The organism is Actinomyces sp. oral taxon 175 str. F0384 (assembly GCF_000223355.1).
GTDB classification, from domain to species: Bacteria; Actinomycetota; Actinomycetes; order Actinomycetales; family Actinomycetaceae; genus Actinomyces; species Actinomyces oris.
In genome coordinates this window covers 1,415,426-1,429,645 of the sequence record NZ_AFUR01000001.1, presented here as the reverse complement: position 1 = coordinate 1,429,645, position 14,220 = coordinate 1,415,426, and the positions used below count along the sequence as shown (strand labels likewise).

Here is a 14,220-nt window from a genome sequence, read left to right as displayed (position 1 = left end):
CCCGCATGGGTTTCCTGGGCAGAATAGAGATGTCCGCTACTCAGGGACCCTACGTCGTCACCTTATCGTGAGGCAACGTGACGGCGCTCGATCGTCCTGGATGTGGATGGGTAGCGATACCCACTGCCTCAAGGCAGGGTGAGCACCTCGGCGCCGTCCTCGGTCACCACGAGCGTGTGCTCGAACTGCGCAGTACGGGAACGGTCCTTGGTGACCACCGTCCAGCCGTCGTCCCACTGCTCCCACTCGATGCCACCGAGTGTGAGCATCGGCTCGATGGTGAACACCATGCCCGGCTCGATGACGTCGTCGTGCAGAGGGGCGGCGTCGTAGTGGGGGATGATGAGGCCGGAGTGGAACGCCTCCCCGACGCCGTGTCCGGTGTAGTCGCGCACCACCCCGTAGTCGAAGCGCTTGGCGTAGGCCTCGATGACCCGGCCGATGACGTTGACCTCGCGCCCCGGCTTGACGGCCTTGATACCCCGCTCCATCGCGGTGCGGGTACGTTCGATGAGCAGCTCCGTCTCGCGGTCGACCTCGCCGACGGCGTAGGTGGCGTTCGTGTCGCCGTGGACCCCGCCGACGTAGGCGGTGACGTCAAGATTGATGAGGTCTCCCTCGTTCAATCGGGTCGAGTCCGGGATGCCGTGGCAGATGACCTCATTGATCGAGGTGCAGATCGACTTGGGGAAACCCATGTAGCCCAGGCACGAAGGGTAGGCGCCGTGGTCGCACAGGTACTCGTGGGCGATCCGGTCGAGCTCGTCGGTGCTCACCCCCGGGGCGATCGCCTTGGCGGCCTCGGCCAGGGCGCGGGCGGCCAGCCGCCCCGCGACCCTGATCCGCTCGATCGTCTCGGCGTCCTTGATCTCCGAGGCCGTCACGCGCTCGGGGCCGTCGTGGAACATGTATTCGGGGCGTGCGATGGACGCAGGCACATGACGCTCAGGACTGAGCGTCCCGGGAATCAGCGTGCCACGCGGCGCGCGGTCGGCCAGTGAGGCCGAGGACGCAGGGGAAGCCGAAGAAGTCATGGTCGTAAGCATAGGAGGAGGCATCCGGTTCGCGTGACCTTCCCTCCAGCCTGTGGTTCAGGGCCTCCACCATGACGCTGTGGGTCTTATCACTGTCAGGAACCGTCAGGAGCTGAACCAGTGCTTCTCCGCGGGGAAGGACTCCTCGCGCACCGCGGCCCCGTAGTCGGCGGCCGCCTGCCTCAGGGCCTCGCCGACCTGTCCGAACTGGTGGGCGAAGCGCGGAGACCAGTCCGTCATCCCGGCCATGTCCGTCCACACCAGGACCTGTCCGTCGCAGCGCGCGCCAGCGCCGATACCGATCGTGGGGATCGTGAGCGACTCGGTGACGCGCGCGGCCAGGGGCTCGGGCACCATCTCCAGGACCAGGGCGACCGCCCCCGCTTCGGCCAGTGCTTGCGCGTCGGCCAGCAGCACGTCAGCGGCCTCGCCACGGCCCTGAACCCGGAAGCCGCCGAGCATGTTGACGCTCTGTGGAGTGAACCCCAGGTGCCCCACCACCGGAATGCCCGCCTGGGCCAGTGCCCTCACGCTGGCTGCCCGGGGGCTGCCGCCCTCGAGCTTGACGGCGTTGGCCCCGGCCTTCATGAGACGTACCGCGCTGGCCAGTGCCTGCTCGGGACCGGCCTCGTACGTGCCGAAGGGGAGGTCGGCCACAACCAGGGCGCGCTTGGTCGCTCTGGCCACTGAGCGGGTGGCCACTACCATCTCGTCAAGCTCCACCGGCAGCGTGGAGTCATGCCCCAGCATGACGTTGCCGATGGAGTCGCCCACCAACAGCAGGTCGGTTCCCGCCGCATCCAGGATCTGGGCGGTCACGGCGTCGTAGGCGGTGAGCATGACCAGCTTGGTGCCGTCCTTCTTGGCGGATGCCAGGTGGTGAACGCGCACGGGCTTGCCGCCTCCGACGACGGGAGCGGACGTACCGTAAGGGGACTCGGGTGTAGCCATGGCATGAGGCTACCTGAGGTGTTGCAGTGCGCCTGCGCGTCGGACGGGCCACTGACCTTCCTCTGACGTCCTTCGCCGAGGGCGTTGTCCGAAACCTGCCTGACGCACCCGCGCACTAGGCTGGTCCAAGCAGAACGTCTCAGGCGCAAGAACGCCGGCCACGCCGTCGGCCCGCTGCCGCACCCCACGCTGAGGAGGCACCATGGACAAGCAGCAGGAGTACGTGCTCCGAGCCATCGAGGAACGCGACATCAGCTTCATCCGCCTGTGGTTCACTGACGTCTCCGGACAGCTCAAGTCCGTGGCCATCGCACCGGCCGAGGTCGAGAGCGCCTTCGAGGAGGGGATCGGCTTTGACGGATCGGCGATCGAGGGACTGACGCGTGTCTTCGAGTCCGACATGCTCCTGGCCCCTGACCCCTCCACGTTCCAGATGCTGCCGTGGCGGGACGGGGACAACGGCGTGGCCCGCATGTTCTGTGACGTCCTCACGCCCGACGGCGAGCCTGCCCGCACCGACCCGCGCTCGGTGCTCGAGCGTCAGCTCGCCCGGGTCGCCGAGGCCGGCTTCACCTGCTACATCCACCCGGAGATCGAGTTCTACCTGGTCAACCGCGACGCCGACGGGCGCATCCGCCCCACTGACGACGCCGGCTACTTCGACCACGTGCCCGGGGGCACCGCTCACGACTTCCGCCGCCACGCCATCCTCATGCTTGAGCAGATGGGGATCTCGGTGCAGTTCTCCCACCACGAGGGTGGCCCGGGCCAGAACGAGATCGACCTGCGCTTCGCCGACGCCCTGTCGATGGCGGACAACATCATGACCTTCCGCGCCGTCGTGGAGGAGGTGGCCCTCAAGGAGGGCTGCCTGGCGACCTTCATGCCCAAGCCCTTCCCCAACGAGTTCGGCTCGGGCATGCACACGCACTTCTCCCTGTTCGAGGGTGACCGCAACGCCTTCTTCGACCCCGCCGGCCAGTACCAGCTCTCCGCCACCGGTCGCTCCTTCATCGCCGGACTGCTGCACCACGCCTCGGAGATCACGGCCGTCACCAACCAGCACGTCAACTCCTACAAACGCCTGTGGGGAGGGGACGAGGCCCCCAGCTACGTGTGCTGGGGCCACAACAACCGCTCCGCCTTGGTGCGCGTCCCCATGCACAAGCCCGGCAAGGCCCAGTCCGCGCGGGTGGAGTTCCGCGGCATCGACTCCTCGGCCAACCCCTACCTGGCCTACGCGGTCATTCTTGCCGCCGGCCTCAAGGGCATCGAGGAGGGCTACGAGCTCCCCCCCGAGGCCGAGGACGATGTCTGGGCACTCTCCGAGATGGAGCGCAGGGCGCTGGGCATTCACGCCCTGCCCACCTCGCTCAAGAGCGCGGTCGCCGCCATGGAGCGCTCCGACCTGGTGGCGGACACCTTCGGCGAGGACACCTTCGAGTTCTTCCTGCGCAACAAGCGCCGCGAGTACCGGGCCTATGACGCCCAGGTCACCGACTTCGAGATCAGCCAGTTCTTCCCGCGCGCCTGAGCGGAGCAGGAGACAGCTGTGAGAGACCGCAGCGAGAAGCGAGCGCCGATCGGGTCCCCCTCCCGGCACAGCTCCTCGCCCATGACCCTGCTGCTGCGGGCCGGATTCCACGACGCGGCCCGCGCTGGAAAGCTCCTGGGTGACCCGGCGCTGCTGCCCTTCCTGCCGGACGGCACTCAGGCCGACGACGTCGGCGAGGCAGGTGACCACGGTGGGCGCGCCTTGGCGGACCGCTCCACGCGGCTGGGCGGCCGACCTGCTGAGATACGGCTGGGGCCTGAGCGTGAGGAGCTCATTGACTCCCTAGCACTCACCGCCGATCCCGACATGGCTCTGCTCAGCCTCGTCCGGCTCGCCGAGGCCGCCACCGCGGCCGAATCAGCTCACCGGGCATCGGTGGGCGGTGTCGAGACTGGGGGTACGACGACGCCAGCAGCACTTCTGTGCAGCGTCATGAGCGATCCTGCCGCAGGGCCGCGTGAGCACAGGCGCCGCCTGCTCGCGGTCCTGGGCGCCTCGCAGGCCCTGGGCGACTTCCTCGTGGCCCATCCTGAGCGCCTCACCGCGCTCGCGCCTGACAGGGCGTGGGACGCCCCGCAGGAGCCCGGCGCCGGTGAGGCGCTGCAACGGGCGGTCCGCGATGCGCTGGGGCAGGCCGACCCCGTGAATGCGGACCCCTCGGACAGCGACGAAAGGCCCCCACACCCGGGAGACGCTGCCGTCAGCCGGGCGACCGCGGCGCTGCGACGCGCCTACCGGGACCGGCTCACGGCGATCGTCGCCGATGACCTCACCAGCGCCGACCCGATCGAGCACGTCCCCACCGTGTGCCGCCGCATGACCGAGCTTGCCGACGCCGCCCTGGACGCGGCCCTGCTCGTCGCCCGCGCCGTCGTCGGACCACGGGCCGACGACGTGGCCCTCGCCGTGATCGCCATGGGAAAGACCGGGGCCCGAGAGCTCAACTACATCTCGGACGTCGACGTCGTCTATGTCGTCGGTCCCACCCACGAGGCCTTCGGTGCTCAGGAGCCGATCAGCGAGGAGCGCCTCGTGGAGGTCGGCACGCATGTGGCCACCGAGCTCGCCCACGTCGTCTCCGCCACCGCGCCCGAACCTCCCTTGTGGCCACTGGACACGGCGCTGCGTCCCGAGGGCAAGGACGGTGCGCTCGTGCGCACGCTTGACTCCCACCTGGCCTACTACCGCAGATGGGCCGCCTCCTGGGAGTTCCAGGCCCTGCTCAAGGCCAGGGCCTGCGCCGGCGACGTCGAGCTCGGGGCCCGCTACGAGCAGGGCGTGGCGCCCTACGTGTGGGAGGCCAGCCGACGGGAGAACTTCGTCGAGGACGCCCGTGCCATGCGGCGCCGGGTGGAGAAGGAGTCCGTGCCGCGCGGAGGAGTCGACCGGCGTATCAAGCTGGGCCCCGGGGGACTGCGGGACGTTGAGTTCACTGTCCAGCTCCTCCAGCTCGTCCACGGCCGCTCCGACGAGAGCCTGCGCGTGCGTGCCACCCTGGAGGCTCTCGACGCTCTCAGCGCGGGCGGATACGTCAGCCGCACCGACGCAGCGGCCTTGAGCGGCTGCTACAAGGCCCTGCGGCTGCTGGAGCATCGCAGCCAGCTCTTCCGGTTGCGCCGCACCCACAACCTTCCTGAGAAGGAGGAGGACCTGCGCCGTGTCGAGCGGGGCATCAGCGACTGCCTGGGCCGCGGAGACAGCCTGTGGGAGGACTTCAAGGACCTGCGCCGGCGGGTACGGGCCCTCCACCAGGAGATCTACTACCGTCCCTTGCTGGCCTTCGCGGCCGCCCTCAGCGCCGATGAGATGGCTCTGAGTCCTCAGGCGGCGCGCGAGCGTCTTGCCGCAGTCGGCTACGCGGATCCCGACGGGGCCCTGCGCCACATCCAGGCCCTCACCGAGGGGGTCAGCCGTCGCGCCGCGATCCAGCGCCAGCTGCTGCCGGTCATCATCGGCTGGATCGGTGGGGGAGCCGACCCCGATTTCGGTCTGCTCTCCTTCCGGCGGCTGTCCGAGGCCATCGGGGGCTCGCACTGGTACCTGGCCATGCTGCGGGACTCCCCGGTGGCGGCGCGCAGACTGTGCCAGGTTCTCTCCAGCGCCCACTGGGCCACCGAGCGCCTCGCGGAGTTCCCCGAGTCCATCGCCTGGCTCGACGACGACGACGAGCTCGCCCCCCGCCGATCCGGCGCCCTGGCGGAGGAGGTCGCCGCCGTCCTGCGCCGCCGCAGCCTGACCGGCCCCGATGACGCTGCCCTTGCCGAGCAGGCGCTTGAGGCGGTTCAGGCGATCCTGAGAGTGCGCGCCCGCGAGGAGGTGCGGGCCTCACTGGCGGACTGCCTGGACGGTATCGACCCCGCACGCACCGCCTCCATCCTCTCCGACGCCACCGACGCGGTCCTGGCCGGGGCGCTGACCGTGGCCACCGGGCTGGTCATCGCCCAGCGCGACGGGTTGGAGGCCGTCTCCGCCGGGCCCGACGCCAGCGGGTGCTGGCAGGCCGCCCGCGCCCGCCACGCCATCATCGCCATGGGACGCCTGGGAGGCCGCGAGATCGGGTACGCCTCGGACGCGGACGTCCTCTTCGTCCACCAGGCCCGCGATGGGGCGGGTGAGGAGGATGCCGCCCAGGAGGCCGAGGCCGTCGCCAAACAGGTCATGGGACTGCTGGCCGCGGCGCTCCCGCACCCCCTTGAGGTGGACTGCGATTTGAGGCCCGAGGGACGCAACGGCGTCATGAGCCGCTCGCTGGACGCCTACCGCGAGTACTACGGCCGCTGGTCCGCCCTGTGGGAGCGTCAGGCACTGCTGCGCGCCCGTCCCTGCGCCGGAGACCGAGACCTGGGTCGGCGTTTCGAGGAGCTCATCAACCCGCTGCGCTGGGCGCAGGAGGGGCTGGCGCCCCAGGACCTGCGGGAGATCCGCAGGATCAAGGCGCGGGTGGAGGCCGAGCGCCTGCCACGGGGCATTGACCCGGCCCGCCACCTCAAGCTCGGTCCCGGTGGGCTCAGTGACGTGGAGTGGAGCGCCCAGGTGCTTCAGCTCGCCCACGCCGGTCGGATACCCCAGTTGCGGACCACCTCGACCGTCGGCGCGCTCCAGGCCGCGGTCCAGGCCGGGGTACTGAGCGCGGATGGCGGGGGAGAACTGGTCGCGGCCTGGATCCTGGCCAGCCGCCTGCGCTCGGCGATCGTCCTGGGAACCGGGCGCGCCTCGGGGCCGCGCTCCCAGGTCCTCCCCATCCAGAGCCGGGAGATCCGTCTGGTGGGGCGCCTCATCGGCCTCAGTGCGGGCAGGGAGCGAGAGCTCGAGGACCTCTACCGCCGCAGCGCCCGCCACGCGCGCGCAGTGGCCGAGCGCATCGTCTTCACCGACGCCGCCCACGGCTCCACCGCTTCAGCGCCGTCGAGCACCGTGTCAACGGCTCAGCCGCACAGCCAGGAGTCACCGCCGCCACGTTCAGCAGGCTCGGCCCGGAGCTCTCGCGCACGGTCCCGCCGAGATACTGGGGCGGCAGCCTTCAAGGGCTCCAGACGGGCCAGCCGTCCCCGCACCACGAGAAGGCGACCGGAGGGACCCTACCCCTGGAGCTGACCGGGTGCAGACGGCACCGGACGCAGGTCTTTGGGCGATGAGGATCGCACCATCGTCGTGGGTCCCCGCGCTACGAACCTGGCAGACTTGCCGCCGTGAGGCTCATTCTTGTACGCCACGGTCGCACCGAGGCCAATGTCATGCAGGCACTCGACACCGCCTTCCCCGGAAATCCCCTGGATGAGGTGGGACTGGGGCAGGCCGACGGATTGCCGGACCGTCTGGATAAGGCCGGACTGCTCGAGGGGCTGGGGTCACTGTGGGTCTCCCCGATCCTGCGCGCCAGGCAGACCATCGCCCCCATCGAGGCCGCCACCGGCCTGAGCGCCACCGTCGACTCGGGACTGCGTGAGGTTCTGGCCGCCGACCTGGAGATGAACACCGACGCGCGCTCGGTGGCCTGCTACGTGGACACCACCCGGGCTTGGATGGCGGGGCGCCCCGCCTGCCGCATCCCCGGCTCCCCGGAGAATGGGCACGACACGCTTCAGCGCTTCGACGAGGCCGTCGACCGCATCTGCGAGCAGGCCACCCGGGCGGGAGACTCAGCGGCCCTGCTCGTCTCCCACGGCACCGCGCTGCGTCTGTGGACCTCCCTGAGGGCCGCGGCTGGAGGCGGCGTGGACCCGCTGTGGGTCGCCGATCGCCCCATGCACAACACCGGGATCACCGTCGTCGACGGCGATCCCGGCGGTGGATGGAGCCTGACCTCCTGGGATGACGGGGCCTGGGACCAGGCCCCCTCCTGAACCGGCCCGCCCCTACAGGACCGAGGAGAGGAAGGCCCGGGTGCGTTCGGCCTGAGGATCGTCCAGGACCTTGACGGGGTCACCGGACTCGCAGATGACACCGCCGTCCATGAAGATCAGCTGGTCGCCGACCTCCCGGGCGAAGCCCATCTCGTGGGTGACCACGACCATCGTCATGCCGGAGGCGGCGAGGTCCTGCATCACCTGTAGCACCTCACCGACCAGCTCGGGGTCCAGGGCCGAGGTCGGCTCGTCGAAGAGCATGAGCTCGGGGTCCATCGCCAGGGCCCGGGCGATCGCCACTCGCTGCTGCTGGCCACCGGAGAGCTGGGAGGGGTAGTGGTCGAGGCGATCCCCCAGCCCCACCCGCTCCAGCAGCTCAATGCCGCGTTCACGGGCCTTGGCCTTCGGAGTCTTCTTGACCAGGACCGGTGCCTCCATGACGTTCTGCAGAGCCGTCATGTGGGGGAAGAGGTTGAAACGCTGGAAGACCATGCCGATCTTGGCGCGCTGAGCGGCGCGGGCCTTGTCCGACAGGGCGTGCAGCTCGATGCGCCCCCTGCGCTCGACCTCACGCATCCCGATGAGGTCGCCGTCGACCTTGATCCGGCCGGCGTCGATGGACTCCAGCTCGTTGATGCAGCGCAGCAGCGTGGACTTTCCCGAGCCCGACGGGCCGATGAGGACCGTCACCGAGCCGGGCGGGACGATGAGGTCGATGCCCCGCAGCACGTGCAGCTCACCGAAGAACTTGTGCAGGTCGCTGATCTCGACCTTGGGCGTGGCGGCTGCTGCCTGGGCGGATGTGCTCATGGGGTGACCTCCAGGAAGGGATCGTCCTTGGTGGTGTGTGCATCGAGGATGGCCTGCTGACGGGCCGACAGGCCCCGGCCCGAGGAGCCGGAGGACTTGTCAGAGTCGAAGCCCTTGCCGTAGTAGCGCTCGATGTAGTGCTGTCCCACCATGAGGATCGAGGTGATGATGATGTACCAGATGGCCGCGACCAGAAGCAGCGGAATGATCTGGTAGGTCAGCGACGCGTAGGAGTTGGTGACGAAGGTCAGATCCAGGGTGAAGGGGACCGCCAGCACCAAGGAGGTCGTCTTGAGCATGGAGATCGTCTCGTTGCCGGTGGGCGGGACGATGACCCTCATCGCCTGGGGAAGGACGATCCTGCGCAGGATCTGGCCCCTGCTCATGCCCAGAGCACCGGCGGCCTCGCTCTGGCCCTTGTCCACTGAGTTCAGGCCCGAGCGGACAATCTCGGAGAGGTAGGCGCCTTCGTTGATGCCCAGCCCCAGGACCGCCGCGACGAAGGGGGTGAAGACCGTCGTCGTCTTGAAGGTCAGCAGCTCGGGACCGAAGGGGATGCCCAGACTCAGCTTCTGGTAGAGCGCGGACAGCGCACCCCAGAAGACCAGCTGGGTGTAGATCGGGGTGCCACGGAAGAACCACAGGTAGGCCAGCGCCACCCAGCGCAGGACCGGGTTGGAGGACTGGCGCAGGATCGCCGTGGTGACCGCCAGCACGATGCCGATGGCCATGGCCATGAACGTCAGCAGCAGCGTCCAGCCGACGGCTTTGACCACGTGGACCTCACGCAGGAAGAACCAGACCGTGGACCAGTGGAACTTCTCATTGGTGACCAGCCCGTGGATGAGCATGGCCCCCAGGACCGTGACGATCGCGGCACTGATCCACGTCCCCGGGCGGGGGACGGGCTTGGGATTGTTGAGGACGACCTTGTCGTGCTCAGAGGCGGGTGAGGCGGTCACTGCTCACTCCTTCACTGCGGGATTGAGTTCTGCGGTGGTCAGGGCGGCGTCCTTCACGCCCCAGTTGTCCAGGATCTTCTGCCAGATGCCGTGGTCCATGAGGTACTGGACGGCGGCCTGGATCGCGGCGGTGAACTGGGGGTCGGCCTTGGCGGTCACCACACCCTGGGGGGCGGCGTCCTCGATCTCACCGAGGGTGACGATCTGGCCATCGGTCAGCTCGACGGCGTAGCCGGCCACGGTGGAGTCCGAGTAGGTGGCGTCGATGGTGCCGCCCACCAGGCCGGTGGTGGCCTCGGACTGCTTGGAGTAGGAGCGTACGGACAGCACCGGCTTGCCTGCCTGGGCGCACTTGTCGGCGGCGTCGCGCATGGTGGTCTCCTGGGCGGTTCCCACCTGGACGCCGATGGTCCGTCCGCACAGCTGGAGGTGGTCGGAGGTCTCGACGCCCTTGGGGTTGCCGGCCTGGACGTTGAATCGCGAGCCCACGTTGATGTAGGCGGTCATGTCGACCTCCGCGGTCCGTTCGGGGGTGACGGTGAAGGAGGAGATGCCGGCGTCGTACTTCGAGCCGATCGAGGCGATGATGGAGTCGAACTCGGCGGTGTGCACCTGGCCCTTGACGCCCAGGACGGCGGCGATCGCGTTGGTCAGGTCGACGTCGTAGCCCACGGCCTTGCCCGAGGGGTCGAGGAACTCGGCCGGCGCGTAGTCCGTGGAGGCGGCCACGTCGAGGACACCGTCCTCAAGGGCGCCCTGAGGGAGCTTGGCAATGATGTCGGGCTGCGCCTGGATCGACGAGGTGTCGAAGGAGTGGATCTGCGAGCTCCGGTTCGCGTTCCAGTCAGCGGCGTTGGTGCATCCGCTGAGGACCAGGCAGGCTGTGGCTGCCAGCCCGAGGGAGGCGTGATGGCGGATCCTCATCGTGGGATCTCCTCTTCGGAGTGGATCAAGACAGAGAAAGAATATCCGCAATGCAGTATAGATATGCAAACTGGGGTGGTGGCGTACAGCACGACGGCGGCCCTGAGCCTCGTGCGTAGGAGGCTCAGGGCCGCCGTCTGAGCTGGGTCAGCGGCTCACAGGTCGTAGTAGAGCTGGAACTCGTAGGGGTGGGGGCGCAGCCGCAGCGGCTCGATCTCGTTGGTGCGCTTGTACTCGATCCAGGTCTCGATGAGGTCGGGGGTGAAGACGTCTCCCTCGGTGAGGAAGTCGTGGTCGTCCTCCAGGGCCTCCAGCGCCTGGTCCAGGCTGTCGGGGAGCTTGTCGATGTCGAAGTACTCCTCGGGAGCCAGCTCGTAGAGGTCCTTGTCGATGGGCTCGCGGGGCTCGATGCGGTTGCGGATGCCGTCAATTCCGGCCATGAGGACGGCGGCGAAGCACAGGTAGGGGTTGGAGGAGGGATCCGGCACCCGGTACTCCACTCGCTTGGCCTTGGGGGAGGAGCCCGTGACCGGGATGCGGATGCAGGCCGAGCGGTTGCGCGCCGAGTAGACCAGGTTGACCGGCGCTTCGAAGCCGGGGACCAGGCGGTGGAAGGAGTTCACTGACGGGTTGGTGAAGGCCAGCAGCGCCGGGGCGTGGGCCAGGATCCCACCGATGTACCAGCGGGCGAGGTCTGAGAGCTGGCCGTAGCCCCGCTCGTCGAAGAACAGCGGCTTGCCGTCCTTCCATAGCGAGTGGTGGGTGTGCATGCCCGAACCGTTGTCGCCGAAGATCGGCTTGGGCATGAAGGTGGCCGTCTTGCCGTTGCGCCAGGCCTCATTCTTGATGATGTACTTGAACTTCATCATGTCGTCGCCCGCGGCGAGCAGAGAGCTGAAACGGTAGTTGATCTCCTGCTGTCCGGCGGTCCCGACCTCGTGATGGGCCCGTTCGATCTCCAGTCCGGAGGCGAGGCAGGTGCGGACCATGCGATCACGGATATCGGCCATCTGATCGTTGGGGGAGACGGGGAAGTAGCCGCCCTTGAAAGCGGTCTTGTATCCCTTGTTGCCGCCCTCCTCCTCGCGGCCGGTGTTCCAGGCCGCCTCGCAGGAGTCGATGGCGTAGAAGGACTCGGCCGGTGAGGCCTCGTAGCGCACCGAGTCGAAGAGATAGAACTCGGCCTCGGCCCCGATGTAGCAGGTGTCGGCGATTCCGGTGGAGCGCAGGTAGTCCTCGGCCTTGGCGGCGATCGAGCGGGGGTCGCGCGGGTAGACCTCGTCCGTGAAGGGGTCGACGATCGAGAAGTTGACGACCAGGGTCTTCTCCTCGCGGAACGGGTCCAGGAAGGCTGTGGTCACATCGGGAACCAGCTTCATGTCCGACTCGTGGATCGCGGTGAAGCCTCGGATTGATGAGCCGTCGAACATCAGGCCGTCAGTGAGGGCCTCGTCCTTGAAGGCGGCCACAGGAATGGTGAAGTGCTGCATGACGCCGGGTAGGTCGCAGAACCGCACATCGACCAGCGCGACATTCTCCGTCTCGATGAACGTCAGTGCCTCGGATGCGTCCTTGAACATATCTCCTCCAGGTGGGAACGGCGCACATACTTCACGCGTATGCACTGTGGCTGACGGCGGTCACTATATTGACGTTACCGTGACAAAGGAATGGCGTCAGTGTTGCCTGAGTGTTTCGCCCGTTGATCGCCGGACTCTTCGAGTCGGCAGGGCCCTGTGTCATGGGAGAAGGAGGTGATCTGGGGCGGAGATTCAGCGTCCGCGCATGGCACGGCGGTCGGGGCGGACCCGATTGGGGTCGATGTGCTTGGGGATCGGCAGGTTCTTGCCCGCCATCGACGTCAGGCGCTTGGAGACCTGAGTGATCTCGCTGTCAGTCAGTGACGTGGGCTTGGTTGGAAGCTGGCGCAGCGTCTTGGACAGGTCCGTCAGGCGTACCTGGCCGGCGTCAGTGCCCACCTGAAGGGTGTGGATGGGGACGGTCGACAGCAGCCGATGGACCTTGCGCTCCTCTTCGGCCAACATGCGTCGGGTGCGGGTGCTGGGTCCCTCCGCGATGAGAACGACACCGGGGCGTCCCACCAGCCGCCACACGAGGTCCTGATCCTTGGTGAAGGCCACGGGCTCGGGCTCCACGAACCAGCCCCGACCGATCTGGTCCAGAACGGCCTTCGCCGCTCCTGGCATTCCCTCGATCTGGGAGAAGGAAGCGCGGCGCACCGTGAACGACAGAATGACCATGTCGATCATGAGCGCCATGAGGATGCCCACCATCAGCCAGTACCACAGGGACAGTCCGTAACCGAAGGAGACAGCGGCCCCCAGTGCGAGGCCCGTGGCGAGCACCGCCAGCATCGTCCACCCGATCCACGGGTAGCTTCGCCGCGAGATCGTGTAGGAGTCCTTGATGTTCTGAAGGTACTGAGCCAGCCGGCGCTTCTTCTTCGGCTGGGGGGACTGGGCACTACTCACGGGCACACCATAGACGACGTTGGTGCGCCGGCACACATGGTCTCGCCGTCAGCGTGGCAGGCCGGTACGCACCGGGAACCCGGTCGGCTGCGTGGGACCCGTGTGGAGTCCTCAGCAGGCGGCGGCGAGGTGGGGGTGGGCTCCCAGCAGGGCCGACGCCTCCTGGCGGGCGGTGGCCGGCTCGGCGAGCTGCGAGAGGTGCTCGGGGATGGGGCGACCGCGCTTGACCATGGCCCGTCCCCACAGCATGCCGGCGCGGTAGGAGGAACGCACCATGGGGCCGCTCATGACGGCGGCGAATCCGATCTCCTCGGCCAGGCGGCTGAGATCCACGAACTCCTGAGGCTTGACCCAGCGGTCAACAGGGTGGTGCAGCTTGGAGGGGCGCAGGTACTGGGTGATGGTGAGGATGTCGCAACGCGCCTCCACCAGGGCGGACATGGCCGCCTCGATCTCGTCACGGGTCTCGCCCATGCCCAGGATGAGGTTGGACTTGGTGACCAGTCCTGCCTCCGCGGCGGCTGTGATGACGTCGAGGCTGCCCTGGTAGGAGAAGGCCGGCCGGATCCGCTTGAAGATGCGCGGGACCGTCTCCAGGTTGTGGCCGAGAACCTCGGGGCGCGAGGAGAAGACGTCCTCAAGCGCGTCGGGGTTTCCCTTGAAGTCGGGGATGAGCAGCTCGACACCGGTGCCCGGCGAGAGCTCGTGCACCTGGCGGGCGGTCTCGGCGTAGAGCCAGGCGCCACCGTCGGGACGGTCGTCGCGGGCCACCCCGGTGACGGTGGCGTAGCGCAGGTCCATCTCCTTGATCGAGACCGCCACACGCCGGGGCTCATCGACGTCGTACTCGGTGGGGCGGCCGGTGGCGATGTCGCAGAAGTCGCAGCGTCGGGTGCACATCTCGCCACCCACCAGGAAAGTGGCCTCACGGTCATTCCAGCACTCGTAGATGTTGGGGCAGTTCGCTTCGGCACACACCGTGTGCAGGCTCTTCTCCCGCACCAGGCCGCGGACCTCCTGGTAGGTGTCGGAGACGACGGCGCGGGTGCGCAGCCAGTCGGGCTTGGACTCAATGGGGGTCTGGGCATTGCGCGCCTCAACCCGCAAGAGCTTACGTCCCTCAGGGGCCACGGTGGTGCTCACGTC

At 68.2% G+C, this 14,220-nt stretch carries 11 protein-coding genes; 3 read left to right on the top strand and 8 right to left on the bottom strand.

Annotation, left to right across the window (positions count from 1 at the left end):
• Positions 1-128: 128 nt before the first annotated feature.
• Both map and panB read right to left on the bottom strand, forming a co-directional pair.
• The gene (map, locus tag HMPREF9058_RS05950; protein ID WP_043537828.1) at positions 129-1,034 is read right to left on the bottom strand and encodes a type I methionyl aminopeptidase; all 906 of its coding nucleotides are present in this window, start codon (positions 1,032-1,034) and stop codon (positions 129-131) included.
• Positions 1,035-1,139: 105 nt separating this feature from the next.
• Positions 1,140-1,985, bottom strand: a complete 846-nt coding sequence (gene panB, locus HMPREF9058_RS05945) for a 3-methyl-2-oxobutanoate hydroxymethyltransferase (protein WP_009406119.1) — start codon at positions 1,983-1,985, stop codon at positions 1,140-1,142.
• 202 nt (positions 1,986-2,187) lie between these two features.
• On the opposite strand from panB, the gene HMPREF9058_RS05940 reads away from it, so the two are divergent.
• The 3 genes from HMPREF9058_RS05940 to HMPREF9058_RS05930 all read left to right on the top strand — a co-directional run bounded on the left by HMPREF9058_RS05940 (position 2,188) and on the right by HMPREF9058_RS05930 (position 7,883).
• Entirely contained in the window at positions 2,188-3,519 is a 1,332-nt protein-coding gene (locus tag HMPREF9058_RS05940) for a glutamine synthetase family protein (RefSeq protein ID WP_004564746.1), read from the top strand.
• A gap of 18 nt (positions 3,520-3,537) precedes the next feature.
• Entirely contained in the window at positions 3,538-7,134 is a 3,597-nt protein-coding gene (locus HMPREF9058_RS05935; RefSeq protein WP_009405616.1) for a bifunctional [glutamine synthetase] adenylyltransferase/[glutamine synthetase]-adenylyl-L-tyrosine phosphorylase, read from the top strand.
• 95 nt (positions 7,135-7,229) lie between these two features.
• On the top strand, positions 7,230-7,883 hold the full coding sequence (locus HMPREF9058_RS05930) for a histidine phosphatase family protein (RefSeq protein WP_009406468.1): 654 nt from the start codon (positions 7,230-7,232) through the stop codon (positions 7,881-7,883).
• Between the two features lie 12 nt (positions 7,884-7,895).
• Here HMPREF9058_RS05930 and HMPREF9058_RS05925 read toward each other — a convergent pair whose 3' ends face one another.
• The 6 genes from HMPREF9058_RS05925 to HMPREF9058_RS05900 form a co-directional block, all read right to left on the bottom strand.
• A complete protein-coding gene (locus tag HMPREF9058_RS05925) occupies positions 7,896-8,696 on the bottom strand; it encodes an amino acid ABC transporter ATP-binding protein (RefSeq protein ID WP_009405903.1) in 801 nt (266 codons plus the stop codon).
• Positions 8,693-9,658, bottom strand: a complete 966-nt coding sequence (locus HMPREF9058_RS05920) for an amino acid ABC transporter permease (protein ID WP_009406426.1) — start codon at positions 9,656-9,658, stop codon at positions 8,693-8,695. The genes HMPREF9058_RS05925 and HMPREF9058_RS05920 overlap by 4 nt, the downstream gene beginning before the upstream one ends.
• A gap of 3 nt (positions 9,659-9,661) precedes the next feature.
• Positions 9,662-10,582, bottom strand: coding sequence for an ABC transporter substrate-binding protein (locus HMPREF9058_RS05915; RefSeq protein ID WP_009405604.1), 921 nt, complete (start codon positions 10,580-10,582; stop codon positions 9,662-9,664).
• A 155-nt stretch (positions 10,583-10,737) separates the two neighbouring features.
• Positions 10,738-12,162 carry a type I glutamate--ammonia ligase gene (glnA, locus tag HMPREF9058_RS05910; protein WP_009406456.1) on the bottom strand — a complete coding sequence of 475 codons (1,425 nt, stop codon included), beginning with the start codon at positions 12,160-12,162 and terminating at the stop codon, positions 10,738-10,740.
• Positions 12,163-12,354: 192 nt separating this feature from the next.
• Complete coding sequence (locus HMPREF9058_RS05905; RefSeq protein ID WP_009747267.1) at positions 12,355-13,110, bottom strand: DUF4191 domain-containing protein; 756 nt, start codon at positions 13,108-13,110, stop codon at positions 12,355-12,357.
• A gap of 75 nt (positions 13,111-13,185) precedes the next feature.
• Positions 13,186-14,217, bottom strand: coding sequence for a lipoyl synthase (locus HMPREF9058_RS05900; protein ID WP_009405909.1), 1,032 nt, complete (start codon positions 14,215-14,217; stop codon positions 13,186-13,188).
• Between the last annotated feature and the right edge of the window lie 3 nt (positions 14,218-14,220).